Annotated in this window: 12 protein-coding genes; 6 read left to right on the top strand and 6 right to left on the bottom strand. The window is 54.7% G+C overall.

All coding sequences use genetic code 11. The annotated features are described in order from the left end of the window. Positions 1 to 10: 10 nt before the first annotated feature. Both feoC and ACLJRS_RS17805 read left to right on the top strand, forming a co-directional pair. On the top strand, positions 11 to 247 hold the full coding sequence (gene feoC, locus ACLJRS_RS17810; RefSeq protein ID WP_000157589.1) for a [Fe-S]-dependent transcriptional repressor FeoC: 237 nt from the start codon (positions 11 to 13) through the stop codon (positions 245 to 247). Positions 248 to 481: 234 nt separating this feature from the next. After that, the gene (locus ACLJRS_RS17805) at positions 482 to 1,396 is read left to right on the top strand and encodes an Rpn family recombination-promoting nuclease/putative transposase (protein WP_000235955.1); all 915 of its coding nucleotides are present in this window, start codon (positions 482 to 484) and stop codon (positions 1,394 to 1,396) included. Between the two features lie 35 nt (positions 1,397 to 1,431). Here the strand turns inward: ACLJRS_RS17805 and bioH are convergent, their stop codons facing one another. Further along, complete coding sequence (gene bioH, locus ACLJRS_RS17800; protein ID WP_000998144.1) at positions 1,432 to 2,202, bottom strand: pimeloyl-ACP methyl ester esterase BioH; 771 nt, start codon at positions 2,200 to 2,202, stop codon at positions 1,432 to 1,434. Between the two features lie 37 nt (positions 2,203 to 2,239). On the opposite strand from bioH, the gene gntX reads away from it, so the two are divergent. The 3 genes from gntX to gntT all read left to right on the top strand — a co-directional run bounded on the left by gntX (position 2,240) and on the right by gntT (position 5,250). After that, entirely contained in the window at positions 2,240 to 2,923 is a 684-nt protein-coding gene (gntX, locus tag ACLJRS_RS17795; RefSeq protein WP_000958742.1) for a DNA utilization protein GntX, read from the top strand. 58 nt (positions 2,924 to 2,981) lie between these two features. Further along, positions 2,982 to 3,557 carry a Fe-S biogenesis protein NfuA gene (gene nfuA / locus ACLJRS_RS17790; protein WP_000619387.1) on the top strand — a complete coding sequence of 192 codons (576 nt, stop codon included), beginning with the start codon at positions 2,982 to 2,984 and terminating at the stop codon, positions 3,555 to 3,557. A 376-nt stretch (positions 3,558 to 3,933) separates the two neighbouring features. Beyond that, entirely contained in the window at positions 3,934 to 5,250 is a 1,317-nt protein-coding gene (gene gntT / locus ACLJRS_RS17785; RefSeq protein ID WP_001131737.1) for a gluconate transporter, read from the top strand. Between the two features lie 118 nt (positions 5,251 to 5,368). On the opposite strand, the gene malQ is transcribed toward gntT, so the two are convergent. Further along, positions 5,369 to 7,447 (bottom strand): 4-alpha-glucanotransferase, encoded by a 2,079-nt coding sequence (malQ, locus tag ACLJRS_RS17780; protein WP_000428728.1) that lies wholly within the window; start codon positions 7,445 to 7,447, stop codon positions 5,369 to 5,371. Positions 7,448 to 7,456: 9 nt separating this feature from the next. Further along, the gene (gene malP, locus ACLJRS_RS17775; RefSeq protein WP_000082267.1) at positions 7,457 to 9,850 is read right to left on the bottom strand and encodes a maltodextrin phosphorylase; all 2,394 of its coding nucleotides are present in this window, start codon (positions 9,848 to 9,850) and stop codon (positions 7,457 to 7,459) included. A gap of 593 nt (positions 9,851 to 10,443) precedes the next feature. Between malP and malT the strand changes: the two genes are divergently transcribed. Then, positions 10,444 to 13,149, top strand: coding sequence for an HTH-type transcriptional regulator MalT (malT, locus tag ACLJRS_RS17770; protein ID WP_000907030.1), 2,706 nt, complete (start codon positions 10,444 to 10,446; stop codon positions 13,147 to 13,149). A 68-nt stretch (positions 13,150 to 13,217) separates the two neighbouring features. On the opposite strand, the gene ACLJRS_RS17765 is transcribed toward malT, so the two are convergent. The 3 genes from ACLJRS_RS17765 to glpE all read right to left on the bottom strand — a co-directional run bounded on the left by ACLJRS_RS17765 (position 13,218) and on the right by glpE (position 15,302). Continuing rightward, positions 13,218 to 13,976 carry a DeoR/GlpR family transcriptional regulator gene (locus ACLJRS_RS17765; RefSeq protein ID WP_000815085.1) on the bottom strand — a complete coding sequence of 253 codons (759 nt, stop codon included), beginning with the start codon at positions 13,974 to 13,976 and terminating at the stop codon, positions 13,218 to 13,220. A 93-nt stretch (positions 13,977 to 14,069) separates the two neighbouring features. Continuing rightward, on the bottom strand, positions 14,070 to 14,900 hold the full coding sequence (glpG, locus tag ACLJRS_RS17760; RefSeq protein WP_000928699.1) for a rhomboid family intramembrane serine protease GlpG: 831 nt from the start codon (positions 14,898 to 14,900) through the stop codon (positions 14,070 to 14,072). A gap of 75 nt (positions 14,901 to 14,975) precedes the next feature. Continuing rightward, positions 14,976 to 15,302: a thiosulfate sulfurtransferase GlpE gene (glpE, locus tag ACLJRS_RS17755; protein WP_000434523.1), complete on the bottom strand. Its 327-nt coding sequence runs from the start codon at positions 15,300 to 15,302 to the stop codon at positions 14,976 to 14,978. Between the last annotated feature and the right edge of the window lie 93 nt (positions 15,303 to 15,395).

Below are 15,395 nucleotides of genomic sequence, written 5' to 3'. Positions count from 1 at the left end.
GATGTAAAAAATGGCTTCATTGATACAGGTTCGCGATCTACTGGCGCTACGGGGGCGTATGGAGGCAACGCAGATCAGCCATACGCTGCACGCTCCGCAGCCCATGATCGACGCCATGCTGAATCAACTGGAGATCATGGGTAAAGCGGTACGTATCCCGGAAGAACCGGACGGCTGCCTTTCAGGCAGCTGTAAAAGTTGTCCGGAAGGTAAAGCCTGCCTGCGCGAATGGTGGGCCTTGCGTTAACCTTCGCCGGGTAGCGACGTAACGCGTCTTATCCGGCCTTTATCCCGCGTTATGTTGCCCGGTACGCGTCACGCTGCCGGGCAATTTTGCGTCATGCCTTCCACAAAGATGAAAGCGTTACCGCCGTGCGCATTTATCTCCCCACGCACCTCGCAAGCGCACTAATCCTCTACTGCAATCAGCCCGGTCTGCGCGTAGTGTCACGCCATTGAACTTCACCGATGACGGATCGATATGGCGACCTCAACAACATCCACGCCGCATGACGCGGTATTCAAACAGTTTCTATGCCACCCCGATACTGCACGGGATTTTTTGGAAATTCATCTCCCGACGACATTACGTCAAATCTGTAATCTGAATACGTTACGGCTGGAGTCCGGTAGCTTTATTGAAGAGGATTTACGCCCCCATTATTCCGATATTCTGTGGTCGCTGGAAACAAGTGAAGGTGAAGGTTACATTTACGTGGTTATTGAACATCAGAGTACGCCGGACGCGCATATGGCATTTCGGCTGATGCGTTACGCAATGGCTGCAATGCAACGGCACCTGGAGGCCGGGCATAAGACGTTGCCGTTAGTGGTGCCAATGCTGTTTTACCACGGAAACCGAAGCCCCTATCCGTTCTCATTATGCTGGCTGGATGAATTTGCCGACCCGGTGATGGCGCGTAAGCTATACGCCACCGCCTTTCCTCTGGTCGATATTACGGTCGTGCCGGACGACGAGATTATGCGGCACCGACGGGTCGCGCTGCTGGAACTCATACAAAAACACATCCGCCAGCGCGATCTGATGGGGCTTGTCGAACAGCTGGTCGCCCTGCTGGTTAAGGGATACGCTAATGACACCCAGCTTCAAAGTTTGTTTAATTACATGATGCACACTGGCGACGCCGCGCGCTTCAATACGTTTATCCGCCAGGTGGCTATGCGTATCCCACAGCATAAGGAGAAGATCATGACTATCGCAGACAGATTACGTCAGGAAGGACATCGTAACGGGTTACAGCAAGGCAAGCAGGAAGGCCAACGGCTCGCCGCATTGCGCATTGCCCGCTCCATGCTAAACGATGGTTTCGATCGCGATACCGTGCTTAGGGTTACCGGGCTGGCGCCTGCCGATCTGGCGTCTGAAAGCCATTAACCTTGCAGAATGGTCCGGGCCCGGCAACGCCCTGGTTACAGCGATGATTTTAGCGTCATCAGCGCCTGACAAAACGCCGCCGGATGCGAGATAAACGGCGCATGGGCCGCCTTCGCCATTATCTGTGATGTACTGTGCGGCCATAACGTATCGAGCAAAGGCACGATTTTACGCGGCACCAGACCGTCCAGATAACCATACAAACGCAAAAACGGCATGTTCACATTTTTAAGCGCTTCTCGTAGATCGACCGTTTTTAAGATTTCCAGTCCGCCATTGAGCACGTCTACATCCGGCATAGGCTGCGCCAGCACCACGCTTTTTAAGGTGCGGGCATCCTGACGCGCCGTCTCCGTCCCTAACGTTTGCAGCGCCAGAAAACGCTCCACCGTGCGCTGAAAATCGTCGCTAAGCTGCTGCTGGAATCCGCCGAGGATTTCCGGTTTTATTCCCGGCCACCCCTCACGCGCGCTAAAGCATGGCGAAGAGGCGACTGTCACCAGCGCCTGAACGCGTTCAGGGTGGGTGAGCGCCATCTGACTCGCCACCAGGCCGCCCAGGCTCCAGCCAAGCCAGATAGCCTGGTCCGGCGCGTTTTTCGCTACCTGCGCCGTCATCTCTTCAAGCGTCATGGCGCCAAACCCCGAGCTGCGACCATAGCCCGGCAAGTCGACCAGATGCAGCGTAAAATGCGAGCCGAGTTCCTCGCGAATGCAATGCCATACCTCCGCGTTCAATCCCCATCCGTGCAGCAGCACAAGATGACAATTTCCCTCGCCGTAGGTCTGCCACCAGATGTCATTCATCAGTTACTGTTCTCTTTTGTCTAACAAGGATGCACCTATGCTAACAGTACCGGGATTATGCTGGCTATGCCGAATGCCGCTGGCGTTAAGCCACTGGGGGATTTGTTCCGTATGCGCGCGCGCCGTCCGCCAGCGCGTCAGCGTGTGTCCGCAATGTGGATTACCCGCCAGGCATCCTTCGCTCCCCTGCGGTCGCTGCCTGCAAAAACCGCCGCCCTGGCAGCGTCTGGTGAGCGTCAGTAACTATACGCCGCCCTTGAGTTTACTGGTGCATCAGCTTAAATTTACCCGCCGTAACGAAATTGCCGCCGCTCTGGCGCGTCTACTGTTGCAGGAAGTCCTCATGGCGCGCCGCAGCACTGGCTTGCAGCTTCCCGACAGAATCGTCAGCGTTCCGCTCTGGTCGCGCCGACACTGGCGGCGGGGATTTAACCAAAGCGATCTGTTATGCCAACCGTTAGCGCACTGGCTGGGCTGCGCGTGGGACAGCCAGACCATCACGCGGGTACGGGCGACCGCAACACAACATCATCTCAGCGCCAGGTTACGGAAACGCAATTTGAAAAACGCGTTTCGCCTTGAATTGCCGGTACAGGGTCTCCATATGGTTATTGTGGATGATGTCGTCACTACCGGAAGTACCGTCGCGGAAATCGCGCAACTGCTTTTGCGCAACGGCGCAGCGACTGTCCAGGTATGGTGCCTGTGTCGAACCTTGTAGAGCCTCGATGATGGGCGTATTATAACCAACTAAAATAGTCAACTATTAGGCCATTACTATGATCCGTATTTCCGATGCTGCACAAGCGCACTTTGCCAAACTGCTGGCAAATCAGGAAGAAGGGACGCAAATCCGCGTATTTGTCATTAATCCCGGCACTCCTAACGCAGAGTGCGGCGTTTCTTATTGTCCGCCCGACGCCGTAGAAGCCACCGATACTGCACTGAAATTTGACCTGTTGACCGCTTATGTCGACGAGCTGAGCGCGCCCTATCTGGAAGACGCGGAAATTGATTTCGTGACCGACCAGCTAGGTTCTCAACTCACATTGAAAGCGCCAAACGCGAAGATGCGCAAAGTGGCCGATGACGCGCCGCTGATGGAGCGCGTGGAATATGCTCTGCAATCGCAGATTAACCCGCAGTTGGCGGGCCACGGCGGTCGCGTCTCGCTGATGGAAATTACCGATGAAGGCTATGCAATTCTGCAGTTTGGCGGCGGTTGTAACGGTTGCTCGATGGTTGACGTCACGCTGAAAGAAGGAATCGAGAAACAGTTGCTGAATGAATTCCCGGAACTGAAAGGGGTTCGCGATCTGACCGAACACCAGCGCGGCGAGCACTCCTACTACTAAGATTTTCCCCGCATCCATGCCCGATGGCGCTTGCGCCTGTCGGGCCTTGTCTGCCCCACCGTAGGCCGAATAAGGCGTTTACGCCGCCATCCTGCGCTATCAGCCACAACTCAGAACGATGGTCCTTCTCCTTTCGCCGATAACATGACCTGTGTCTCATAATTTAAATTTTGCCTGCCAGGGTCATTTTCAACACCCATATGTTACCCGTATCATTCTTATGGGCACCTAACATCCATATAACATCTGACTACGCTCATTCGTTTCAACGGTAATCAGTATTGGTGCTATTGCGACTCTGTTCCCGTCGGGAACAACAGGAATTTGTCGTCGAAACAATGACGTTACCCATAACAAAGTAAAGGCCAGGTAAATCATGCCATTAGTCATCGTTGCTATCGGTGTTATCTTGTTACTTCTTCTGATGATCCGCTTCAAAATGAACGGATTTATCGCCCTTGTCCTGGTAGCGCTCGCTGTCGGGTTGATGCAGGGAATGCCGCTGGATAAAGTCATCGGCTCCATCAAAGCCGGTGTCGGTGGTACGCTTGGCAGTCTGGCCCTGATTATGGGGTTCGGCGCCATGCTGGGCAAAATGCTTGCCGACTGCGGCGGCGCTCAACGTATCGCCACTACCCTGATCGCGAAATTTGGTAAAAAGCATATTCAGTGGGCCGTAGTGTTAACCGGCTTTACCGTCGGCTTCGCTCTGTTCTATGAAGTGGGCTTCGTTCTGATGCTGCCGCTGGTATTCACCATTGCCGCAGCAGCGAATATCCCGTTACTGTACGTCGGCGTGCCGATGGCCGCGGCGCTTTCCGTCACACACGGCTTCCTGCCGCCGCACCCGGGCCCAACCGCAATCGCCACGATTTTCCATGCCGATATGGGTAAGACGCTGCTGTTTGGTACGATTCTGGCAATCCCGACCGTGATCCTTGCCGGACCGGTTTACGCCCGTTTCCTGAAAGGTATCGATAAGCCGATCCCGGAAGGCCTGTACAGCGCGAAAACTTTTACGGAAGAAGAGATGCCGGGCTTTGGCGTCAGCGTCTGGACGTCGCTGGTTCCGGTTATTCTGATGGCGATGCGTGCGATTGCCGAGATGATTCTGCCAAAAGGCCACGCTTTCCTGCCCGTTGCCGAGTTCCTGGGCGACCCGGTAATGGCTACGTTAATTGCCGTACTGATTGCGATGTTCACCTTTGGCCTGAACCGCGGGCGTTCAATGGATCAGATTAACGATACGCTGGTCTCTTCCATCAAAATTATCGCCATGATGCTGCTGATCATCGGCGGCGGCGGCGCGTTCAAGCAGGTGCTGGTCGATAGCGGCGTGGATAAATACATCGCTTCAATGATGCATGAAACCAATGTCTCTCCGCTGTTAATGGCGTGGTCTATCGCGGCGGTGCTGCGTATCGCGCTGGGCTCCGCGACTGTCGCGGCGATTACCGCAGGCGGCATTGCGGCGCCGCTGATCGCCACTACCGGCGTTAGCCCTGAACTGATGGTTATCGCAGTCGGTTCCGGGAGCGTGATTTTCTCTCACGTCAACGACCCGGGCTTCTGGCTGTTCAAAGAGTATTTCAATTTGACTATCGGCGAGACCATTAAATCCTGGTCGATGCTGGAAACGATCATCTCCGTCTGCGGCCTGATCGGCTGTCTGCTGTTGGGTATGGTGGTTTAAGCGAGACAGCTTGTAGGCCGGATAAGGCAGCAATGTGCGCCAGGATTGCCTGATGGCGCTGCGCTTATCAGACCTACGTGCTCTCACCATAATAAAGCCGGGGAAATCCCCGGCTTTATTACTTCTTCTTCGCGGCCGCTTTTCGGCGCTTATCCAAATCCTTAATCAGCTTGTTTACGCCCTCATCGGCAAACATCTGCTCCAGCGTGGCGGTGAGCTTCCGCCGCCAGTTTTTATACTGATCGCTGGTGCCCGGTACGTTAACCGGATCGGCCATATCCAGCCAGTCCTCCGGCTGAAGCCCCAATAGACCGCTGTTACTGTCGGCGATATAGCGCTGAAGTCCGCGATTTAGCGTTGGCGTCATCGACATTAACGATGCCTTATGCCCGGCGCGTTTTGGCAGACAGCCATATTTATGCAGCGCGTCCAATAGCCCCTGTTTCGCCCGCTCGCGATCCTCATACAGCCCGCGCAGAATCACTTCATCCGGATAAAGCCCCAGAGCTTTACCCAACGTCAGGTCACCGCATTCCCAATAGCCGCGCAGCGTGGGGAGATCGTGCGTCGAGGCGACAGCCATCGATTGTTGCGGATACGCACCTGGCGCGCGGAAGTTTTTCTCAAGGTCATTTTCAAACCACAGCACTTTATAAGAATAGACCCCGCTATCGCGCAGCTTGCCGACAATCTCAACTGGCACCGTCCCCAGATCTTCGCCTATCACCATACAGCGGTGACGTTGGCTCTCCAGCGCCAGAATAGAAAGCAAATCATCTACCGGATAATGGACGTAAGCCCCCTGATCCGCTGTTTCGCCATACGGTATCCACCACAGACGCAGCAACGACATGACATGGTCAATGCGCAACGCGCCGCAGTTTTGCATATTGGCGCGCAGCAGGTCGATAAAGGGCTCATACGCCCGGGCGACAATGATATGCGGGTCCATTGGCGGCAGCCCCCAGTTCTGACCGAGCGGGCCGAGGATATCCGGCGGCGCGCCGACAGATGCTTTCAGGCAGTACAGCTCCCGGTCGCACCAGGTTTCCGCGCCGCCTTCCGCTACGCCAACCGCCAGATCGCGGTACAGACCAATCGGTAGTTTAAAACTCTGGCAGGTATCCCAGCAGGCGGCGAATTGGCGCCAGGCCAGCCACTGAAGCCAGAGATAAAACTCCACCTCTTCGCGGTGCGCTTCACAGAATTGTTTTACAGCGGGAGACTCTACCGACTGGTACGCCTCCGGCCAGGCTGGCCAGCCCCAGCGCTGCTCATCCTCTTTCACCTGATACGCATGCAGCGCGTCGAATGCCGCCTGCCAGTAAAGGCTTTCGCCTTCGCGGGCGATAAAGTGACGAAACTCCGCCATTTGCGCATCGTCGCGAGCGGCAAAGCGCGTCCACGCCATCCGCAGCGCCGTGATTTTCAGCGCGGTAACGGTAGCGTAATCCACCCATTGCGCATCGCGCGCCTGTCGCAGCTTTTGCTGTGTGGCGGGCATTTGCCACCATGCCTGCGCCTCTTCGCTCAGGCGGAAATCTTCGACGGCGTTGACGTCGATATATATCACGTTCAGCCAGCGACGAGACGAGGGGCTGTAGGGACTGGCGCTCTCCGGATTCGCCGGATAAAGCGCGTGGATCGGATTCAGGCCGATAAACGCGCCGCCGCGTGTCGCCACGTCGACCAGCATCGACTTCAAATCGCCGAAATCGCCAATACCCCAGTTTTTTTCTGAACGCAGAGTATAAAGCTGGACGCAGGCCCCCCACAGTTTTTTCCCTTCCAGCAGCGCCTGCGGCTCATAGCATCGCGGCGGGGCGACGATAATACGGCAGTGCGTACGCTGTTCATCCTGGGTCAACGTCAGGGTGTGGTAGCCCTCCGGCAACGTAGCCGGCAGGTTAAGTTTTTTACCGCCCGTCACGCGCCCTTTGTAATGCTCGCCCTCTTCCGTAGTCAGCAGCCAGGAAAACTCACCGCGCCCCTCTACCGGCAACGCCATTTTTTTACCCGCGGTATAAACCTTCACATTCGGCACGACCGCCTGTGGTCCTGTTGTCGTGCCGTGCATCGCCGCCAGCAAACGTCTCTTGGTTTCAGCGCCAATAGACTGCGGTTTGCCATGAGCATTGATGTAACTGGGGCTGATCCCCGCCGCCAGCGCGGCACTATCGAGACGTTTATTTTCCATCGCGCTCCCTTAGCGTTTTGCCTGCCAGATACGGGCTTGATAATCGCGAATAGAGCGATCGGAACTGAACATACCGCAGCGCGCGGTATTGAGGATCGCGGCGCGCGTCCACGCTTCCTGGTCACGATACAGCGCATCCACCTGCTTTTGCGCCTCGACATAAGCGGCGAAGTCCGCCATGACCAGGTACGGATCGCCCCCCTGTTTGCCGAGGCTATGCAGCATCTGGTCAAAGGCATGTTTATCGCCATCGCTGTATTGACCGCTTTCCAGCTCTTTTAGCACCGCATCCAGCACTTTGTCTTTTTTACGCCATTTCACCGGATCGTAGCCTTTGGCTTTGAGCGCCTTGACCTCTTCCACAGTATGGCCAAAGATAAAGATATTCTCTTCACCCACCTTCTCAGCGATTTCAACGTTAGCGCCGTCCAGCGTTCCCACTGTCAACGCCCCGTTCAGCGCCAGTTTCATGTTGCCAGTGCCGGACGCCTCTTTCCCGGCAGTGGAAATTTGCTCGGAAATATCCGCCGCCGGAATGAGCATTTCCGCCGCCGAGACGCAGTAATCCGGCAGGAAAACCACCTTCAGCTTGTCACCCACCGCCGGGTCGTTATTAATGGCTTCCGCAACCTTATTGATAGCAAAAATGATGTTCTTCGCCAGGTAATAGCCCGGCGCCGCCTTCGCGCCAAACAGGAATACGCGCGGTACGCGATCAGCCTGCGGGTTTTCGCGGATCTCTTTGTACAGCGCCAGAATATGCAACAGATTCAGATGCTGACGCTTGTACTCGTGCAGACGTTTGATCTGAATATCAAAAATCGCATGGCTCGAAATCTCAATCCCGGTACGGGCCTGGATAAATTTCACCAGCCGTTCTTTGTTCGCCCGTTTGATGTCGCGATACTGCTGACGGAACTTCGCATCGTCAGCGTATTTTTCGAGGTTGATCAACTGGTCGAGATCGTTAGCCCACTCTTTTTTCAGCGTTTTATCCAGCAACGCCGCAAGCTGCGGATTGCACTGTTTGATCCAGCGACGCGGCGTAATGCCGTTGGTGACATTGTGGAATTTGTTCGGCCAAAGCTGGTGATATTCCGGGAACAGATCTTTCACCACCAGATCGGAGTGCAGCGCCGCCACACCGTTGACCGCAAAGCCGCTGACCACGCACATATTGGCCATGCGTACCTGACGGTCATGCACCACCGCCAGTTTTGCCCATACCTGCTTATCGCCAGGCCAGGTGTTATCGACCAGCGTCTTAAAGCGATCGTTAATCTGCTTGATAATCTGCATATGACGCGGCAACAGCGCTTTGATTAACCTCTCGTCCCAGCACTCCAGCGCTTCCGGCATCAGGGTATGGTTGGTGTAGGCGAAGGTTTTGCTGGTGATAGCCCAGGCGTCATCCCAGCTCAGTTGGTGCTCGTCAATCAGCACGCGCAGCAGTTCAGGGATGGCAATAGTCGGGTGAGTATCGTTCAACTGAATGACCTCGTAATCCGCCAGCTCATGCAGTTTGCGTCCGGCCAGATGATGGCGACGCAGAATATCCGCTACCGAGCAGGCGCACTGGAAGTATTGCTGCATCAGACGCAGTTTTTTACCCGCCGTGTGGTTATCGTTGGGATAAAGCACCTTCGTCAGTTTTTCCGCATCGATACCCTGCTGTTCCGCCCGCAGGAAAGCGCCGTCGTTGAATTTGGTCAGATCAAACGGATGCGCGTGGGTCGCCTGCCACAAACGCAGCGGTTGCGCGACGCCGTTACGATAGCCTAACACCGGCAGATCCCAGGCCTGGCCTGTAATCATAAAACCTGGCTCCCAGCGCCCTTCTTTGGTGACTTTACCGCCGATTCCAACCTGGACGTCCAGCGCCTCGTTGTGGCGGAACCACGGATAGCTGCCGCGATGCCAGTCATCCGGCGCTTCCATCTGCTTGCCCTCAACAAATGACTGACGGAACAGCCCATACTGGTAGTTCAGACCATAGCCCGTAGCGGACTGCCCGACGGTGGCCATCGAATCGAGGAAGCAGGCGGCCAGACGTCCCAGACCACCGTTGCCGAGCGCCGGATCGACTTCCTCTTCCAGCAGATTGGTCAGATTAATATCGTGCGCTTTCAGCACATCGCTAACGTCCTGGTACCATCCCAGATTTAACAGGTTATTTCCCGTCAGGCGGCCAATCAAAAATTCCATCGAAATGTAGTTCACATGACGCTGGCCTTTCGTCGGCTGCACTACCGGTTGCGCGCTCAGTAATTCCGCCAGTGCGCCGCTAACGGCCTGCCACCACTGACGAGGCGTCATGTCGGACGCCGACAGTAAACCGAAACGCTGCCACTGACGCGTCAGGGCGGCCTGGAATTGATCTTTATTGAAGGTTGGCTGTGACATAGGAAATCCGTCCTCGGGTAATAAAACAACGTTATCGCTAGTTTGCCAGGCTCGATGTTGACCTTCCTCCTCCCGGCAATGATTAGGGAGGGAGGAGGAGCGGGGATGAGCATAAAAGTGTGATCGCCGCCACTTCCCCCTGTATAAACGCGCCGATTCCTGTCAACGACACCCAGTGTTACGCATAATCAAATGAATAAACAGAAATAACAGTAAATCGCGAAGGGATATTTTCGAAGATTATATGAACGCCGAAATAGTTTCTTACCTGAAATATTCAGCAGCGGGAGGTTCACTAACTTAACATAATTAATTAAACGCCTGGTATCGCCATTGTGTTAAATCCGCATCCTGTCCAGGACATTATTTACAATAACGGAAATATGACCTCAGCCCAGCTCTGACGCTCGTTTCAACCGCGCCGAATACTTTTTTAATACCGTTATTTAGAATTGTGACAGAGTGCAAATTCAGACACATAAAAAGTCTGCTTAGCTTGCATTAAAATGCTTTCTGGCCGACCTTATATCTATTAATTACGAAGCGCAAAAAAAATCGCAGTTCCCCCCATTTCCCACAGTGAAGTGATTGCTATGTTGATTCCGTCTAAATTAAGTCGTCCGGTTCGTCTCGACCATACCGTGGTTCGTGAGCGGCTGTTGGCTAAACTTTCCGGCGCGAACAATTTCAGGCTCGCCCTGGTAACCAGTCCTGCTGGCTATGGGAAAACCACGCTTGTCTCACAGTGGGCGGCGGGCAAAAATGAATTAGGCTGGTACTCTCTCGACGAAGGCGATAACCAGCAAGAGCGATTCGCCAGCTACTTAATTGCCGCTATCCAACAGGCCACTGGCGGACACTGCTCTACCAGCGAAGCGATGGCGCAAAAACGTCAGTATGCCAGCCTGACGTCCCTCTTCGCACAGCTCTTTATTGAACTGGCGCAGTGGCATCGCCCGCTTTATCTGGTGATTGACGACTACCATTTGATTACCAATCCGGTGATTCACGACGCGATGCGCTTTTTCTTACGGCATCAGCCGGAAAATTTCACCCTGGTGGTGTTATCGCGTAATTTGCCGCAACTGGGCATCGCTAACCTGCGCGTGCGCGATCAGCTGTTGGAAATCGGCAGCCAGCAGTTGGCTTTTAACCATCAGGAAGCAAAGCAATTTTTTGACCGTCGTCTTTCGTCGCCCATTGAAGCCGCTGAGAGCAGCCGCATGTGCGACGATGTGGCAGGTTGGGCCACTGCGCTACAGTTGATCGCCCTTTCCGCGCGCCAGAACCATACCTCTGCGCATCACTCCGCCCGCCGTCTTGCCGGGATTAATGCCAGCCACCTTTCTGATTATCTGGTGGACGAAGTACTGGATAACGTGGATGTCAGCACCCGACATTTTTTACTTAAAAGCGCGATTTTACGCTCAATGAATGACGCGTTGATCGTGCGCGTGACCGGCGAAGAAAACGGCCAGATGCGGCTGGAGGAGATTGAGCGCCAGGGGTTATTCCTGCAACGCATGGACGACACGGGCGAATGGTTTAGCTATCACCCGTTGTTTGGTAGCTTTCTGCGCCAGCGTTGCCAGTGGGAACTGGCGGCGGAACTGCCGGAGATCCACCGCGCGGCCGCAGAAAGCTGGATGGAACAGGGTTTTCCCAGCGAAGCTATTCATCATGCGCTGGCGGCGGGTGACGCGCAAATGCTGCGCGATATCCTGCTTAACCATGCGTGGGGGCTGTTTAATCACAGTGAACTGGCGCTGCTGGAAGAGTCATTAAAAGCGCTGCCGTGGGAAAGCCTGCTGGAAAATCCGCGGCTGGTGTTGTTACAGGCCTGGCTGATGCAAAGCCAACACCGCTACAGCGAAGTGAATACGCTGCTGGCGCGCGCCGAGCAAGAGATCAAAGGGGTCATGGACGGCACGCTACATGCTGAATTTAACGCGCTGCGCGCCCAGGTCGCCATCAACGACGGCAATCCGGAAGAGGCAGAGCGGCTGGCGAAACTGGCGCTGGATGAGCTTCCTCTCGCCTGGTTTTATAGCCGTATTGTCGCGACCTCCGTTCACGGCGAAGTGCTGCACTGTAAAGGCGATCTCAGCCAGTCTTTATCGCTGATGCAGCAAACCGAACAAATGGCGCGCCATCATGACGTCTGGCATTACGCGCTGTGGAGCTTAATTCAACAAAGTGAAATTCAGTTCGCCCAGGGATTCCTGCAGGCCGCATGGGAAACGCAGGAGAGAGCCTTCCAGTTGATCAAAGAGCAACATCTGGAACAACTGCCGATGCATGAGTTTCTGGTACGTATCCGCGCGCAATTGCTGTGGGCGTGGGCGCGCCTTGACGAAGCGGAGGCCTCGGCGCGCAGCGGTATCGCTGTGCTGTCCACCTTCCAGCCGCAACAACAGTTGCAGTGCCTGACGTTACTGGTGCAGTGCTCGCTGGCGCGCGGCGATCTGGATAATGCCCGTAGTCAGCTTAACCGACTGGAAAATTTATTAGGCAATGGCCGTTATCACTGCGACTGGATCTCTAACGCCGATAAGGTGCGTGTCATTTACTGGCAGTTAACCGGCGACAAAAAATCCGCCGCCAACTGGTTACGTCATACGCCCAAACCGGCGTTTGCCAATAACCATTTTCTGCAAGGGCAATGGCGGAATATCGCCCGCGCGCAGATCCTGCTGGGCGAATTCGAGCCTGCGGAAATCGTGCTGGAAGAGTTAAATGAGAATGCCCGTAGCCTGCGCTTAATGAGCGATTTAAACCGCAATCTGCTGTTACTCAATCAGCTTTACTGGCAATCCGGGCGGAAAAACGACGCCCAGCGCGTATTGCTTGATGCCTTACAGCTTGCCAACCGCACCGGATTTATCAGCCATTTTGTGATTGAAGGCGAAGCCATGGCGCAACAATTGCGTCAGCTTATCCAGCTTAATACGCTACCGGAGATGGAGCAGCATCGCGCGCAGCGCATCCTGCGAGAGATTAACCAACATCACCGGCATAAATTCGCCCATTTTGACGAAGGCTTCGTCGAGCGCCTGCTTAACCATCCGGATGTCCCGGAGCTTATTCGCACCAGCCCGCTCACCCAGCGTGAATGGCAGGTGTTAGGGCTTATCTATTCCGGTTACAGCAACGAACAGATTGCCGGCGAACTGGCGGTGGCCGCGACCACCATTAAGACGCATATCCGCAACCTCTACCAGAAACTCGGCGTCGCGCACCGTCAGGACGCGGTACAGCACGCGCAGCAGTTGCTGAAGATGATGGGGTATGGGGTTTAAATTAATGCCTGATGAGCTTATCAGGCCTACGATCACGCGCAGAGTGTAGGCCTGATAAGACAGTCTCTTTAACACAGCTCCAGTTGGATATGGTTCTCCGTCAACACCTGCATCACGCCCGGCGGCGGCAGAGTATCGGTGTAGACCGCATCGACCATACTAATGCTGCCCATGTTTACCATCGCATTACGACCAAATTTGGAGTGATCCACCACCAGCATCACGTGGCGCGAATTTTCGATAATCGCGCGCTTGGTGCGTACCTCATGGTAGTCAAATTCCAGCAACGAGCCGTCGCTATCAATACCGCTAATACCGAGAATGCCGAAATCGAGACGGAACTGGGCGATAAAGTCCTGCGTCGCTTCGCCAATAATGCCGCCGTCGCGGCTACGGAGTTCACCGCCGGCGAGGATAATACGAAAATCCTCTTTCGCCATTAGCGTGTTCGCTACGTTCAAATTGTTGGTCACGATCCGCAAATTACTGTGCCCTAACAGGGCGTGCGCTACGGCTTCCGGCGTCGTGCCGATATCAATAAACAGCGTTGAACCATTGGGGATCTGGGCCGCGACTTTGCGAGCGATGCGCTCTTTTTCTTCCGTTTGCGTCGCCTTACGATCGTGCCACGGCGTGTTCACCGAGCTGGAGGGCAACGCCGCGCCGCCGTGGTGGCGCAAAATCATATTCTGTTCCGCCAGATCGTTAAGATCCCGACGAATGGTTTGCGGGCTGACAGAAAAATGCTCCACCAGCTCTTCCGTACTGACGTACCCCTGTTTTTTTACCAGTTCAATGATCGCGTCATGCCGTTGTGTTTGTTTCATGAATAATCTCTGAAAGTAACCAACCTTGCGCCGGATAGCGGCATTCGCCCTACCCGGCCTGGAAAAATATCTCGACCACAGGCCGGATACGCCTCACGTTCGTTTTCGCGCATTCAGCGTATCAACAAAGGCCATCGCTAAACCGACGATAAGCCCGGCGATGTGCGCGCCGTTCGCCATAGACATGCCAAACCAGTCAAACCAACCAGCGACTATCCACAATAATGCAAAAATAATTAAGCCGCGCTGGAGGTAAATTCCGCTTTGCGGATCGCGCTCTCCACGCAGCCACACGTAACCCATCAGCGCATAGACGACGCCAGACAGTCCGCCAAACCACGGGCCGCTAAATTTCTGCTGTACATAGCCGCTTAGCAGTGCGCTTATCACCGTAATGACGATTAATTTACCGCTGCCCAGGCGCTTCTCTACCGCCCCGCCGAGATACCACCACCACAGCAGGTTAAAAAGAATATGCATCAGTGAGAAGTGCATAAAGATATGGGTGAAGTAGCGCCAGACTTCAAATTTTAAAACCGGATCGAACGGCCACGCCAGCCACACCATCACCGTCTGATCGCCGATGAGACTCATCGCGATATAGACCAGCACGCAGGCGAGCATCACGATCCAGGTAACAGGGCCGGCTCGTTCACGCAGCGTGGCGAGAAAGGGAAAACGGCGATAGCGTAGCCCGCTGTTAGTCTGCCCGGACTGCCAGCTAGCCGCCAGATAACGCGGATCGCCGGGATTTTCTATAAACCGCGCCAGCTCGCCCCGCACACGTTCGGCCTGCGATTCATCTGCCAACCAGATATCGCTTTGATTATGTTGCTGAATAGTAAGAATGACGCCCTGGGTGGCCATGTAATCAACAAATGCCTGCGCCACGCGAGGATTCGCAAAGGAAGTAATCATCAACATTATTGCTGTCGCTTAGTCCATACAAAAGAAGACAGTATATATACCCTTCTCGTCGGAGGCTGCATCTTTATGGGATTACGCGCCATTCGCGACATCGGCAGGGAAACGGCGATGCCAGGCCTCAAACCCGCCGTCAATGCTGTAAACCGCATCATAGCCTTGCTGGAGCAGATACTGCGCGGCGCCTTTACTACTGTTGCCGTGATAGCACATTACCATCACGGCGGTATCGAAACCATGCTCACGCATAAACGCGCCCAGCGTATCGTTAGTCAAGTGAAACGCCTGCGGCGCATGACCCATGGCATAACTTTGCGGATCGCGAATATCGACCAGCACCGCCGCGCCCTGGTGCAGTTTCTGATACGCCTCTTCTACAGTGATACATTCAAATTGTTCCATGAATCGCTCTTTCATTATTGCCGGTGAAGCCAATTAAGGCATTTTATCGCCCAGTGTACGTTGACGGAGTAGCTTAGCGCCATAATGTTATAC

The organism is Salmonella sp. SAL00670, assembly GCF_046552235.1.
In the GTDB taxonomy this organism is placed as follows: Bacteria; Pseudomonadota; Gammaproteobacteria; order Enterobacterales; family Enterobacteriaceae; genus Salmonella; species Salmonella enterica.
The sequence above is the reverse complement of the archived record's forward strand: the minus strand, read 5'-3'. Positions and strand labels throughout refer to the sequence as shown.

Coding starts and splice junctions, on each gene's coding strand:
- feoC (WP_000157589.1), top strand. CDS start 11: ATGGCTTCATTGATACAGGTTCGCGATCTACTGGCGCTACGGGGGCGT.
- malP (WP_000082267.1), bottom strand. CDS start 9,850: ATGTCACAGCCAACCTTCAATAAAGATCAATTCCAGGCCGCCCTGACG.
- gntX (WP_000958742.1), top strand. CDS start 2,240: ATGCTAACAGTACCGGGATTATGCTGGCTATGCCGAATGCCGCTGGCG.
- malQ (WP_000428728.1), bottom strand. CDS start 7,447: ATGGAAAATAAACGTCTCGATAGTGCCGCGCTGGCGGCGGGGATCAGC.
- gntT (WP_001131737.1), top strand. CDS start 3,934: ATGCCATTAGTCATCGTTGCTATCGGTGTTATCTTGTTACTTCTTCTG.
- glpG (WP_000928699.1), bottom strand. CDS start 14,900: ATGTTGATGATTACTTCCTTTGCGAATCCTCGCGTGGCGCAGGCATTT.
- nfuA (WP_000619387.1), top strand. CDS start 2,982: ATGATCCGTATTTCCGATGCTGCACAAGCGCACTTTGCCAAACTGCTG.
- bioH (WP_000998144.1), bottom strand. CDS start 2,202: ATGAATGACATCTGGTGGCAGACCTACGGCGAGGGAAATTGTCATCTT.
- ACLJRS_RS17805 (WP_000235955.1), top strand. CDS start 482: ATGGCGACCTCAACAACATCCACGCCGCATGACGCGGTATTCAAACAG.
- ACLJRS_RS17765 (WP_000815085.1), bottom strand. CDS start 13,976: ATGAAACAAACACAACGGCATGACGCGATCATTGAACTGGTAAAAAAA.
- glpE (WP_000434523.1), bottom strand. CDS start 15,302: ATGGAACAATTTGAATGTATCACTGTAGAAGAGGCGTATCAGAAACTG.
- malT (WP_000907030.1), top strand. CDS start 10,444: ATGTTGATTCCGTCTAAATTAAGTCGTCCGGTTCGTCTCGACCATACC.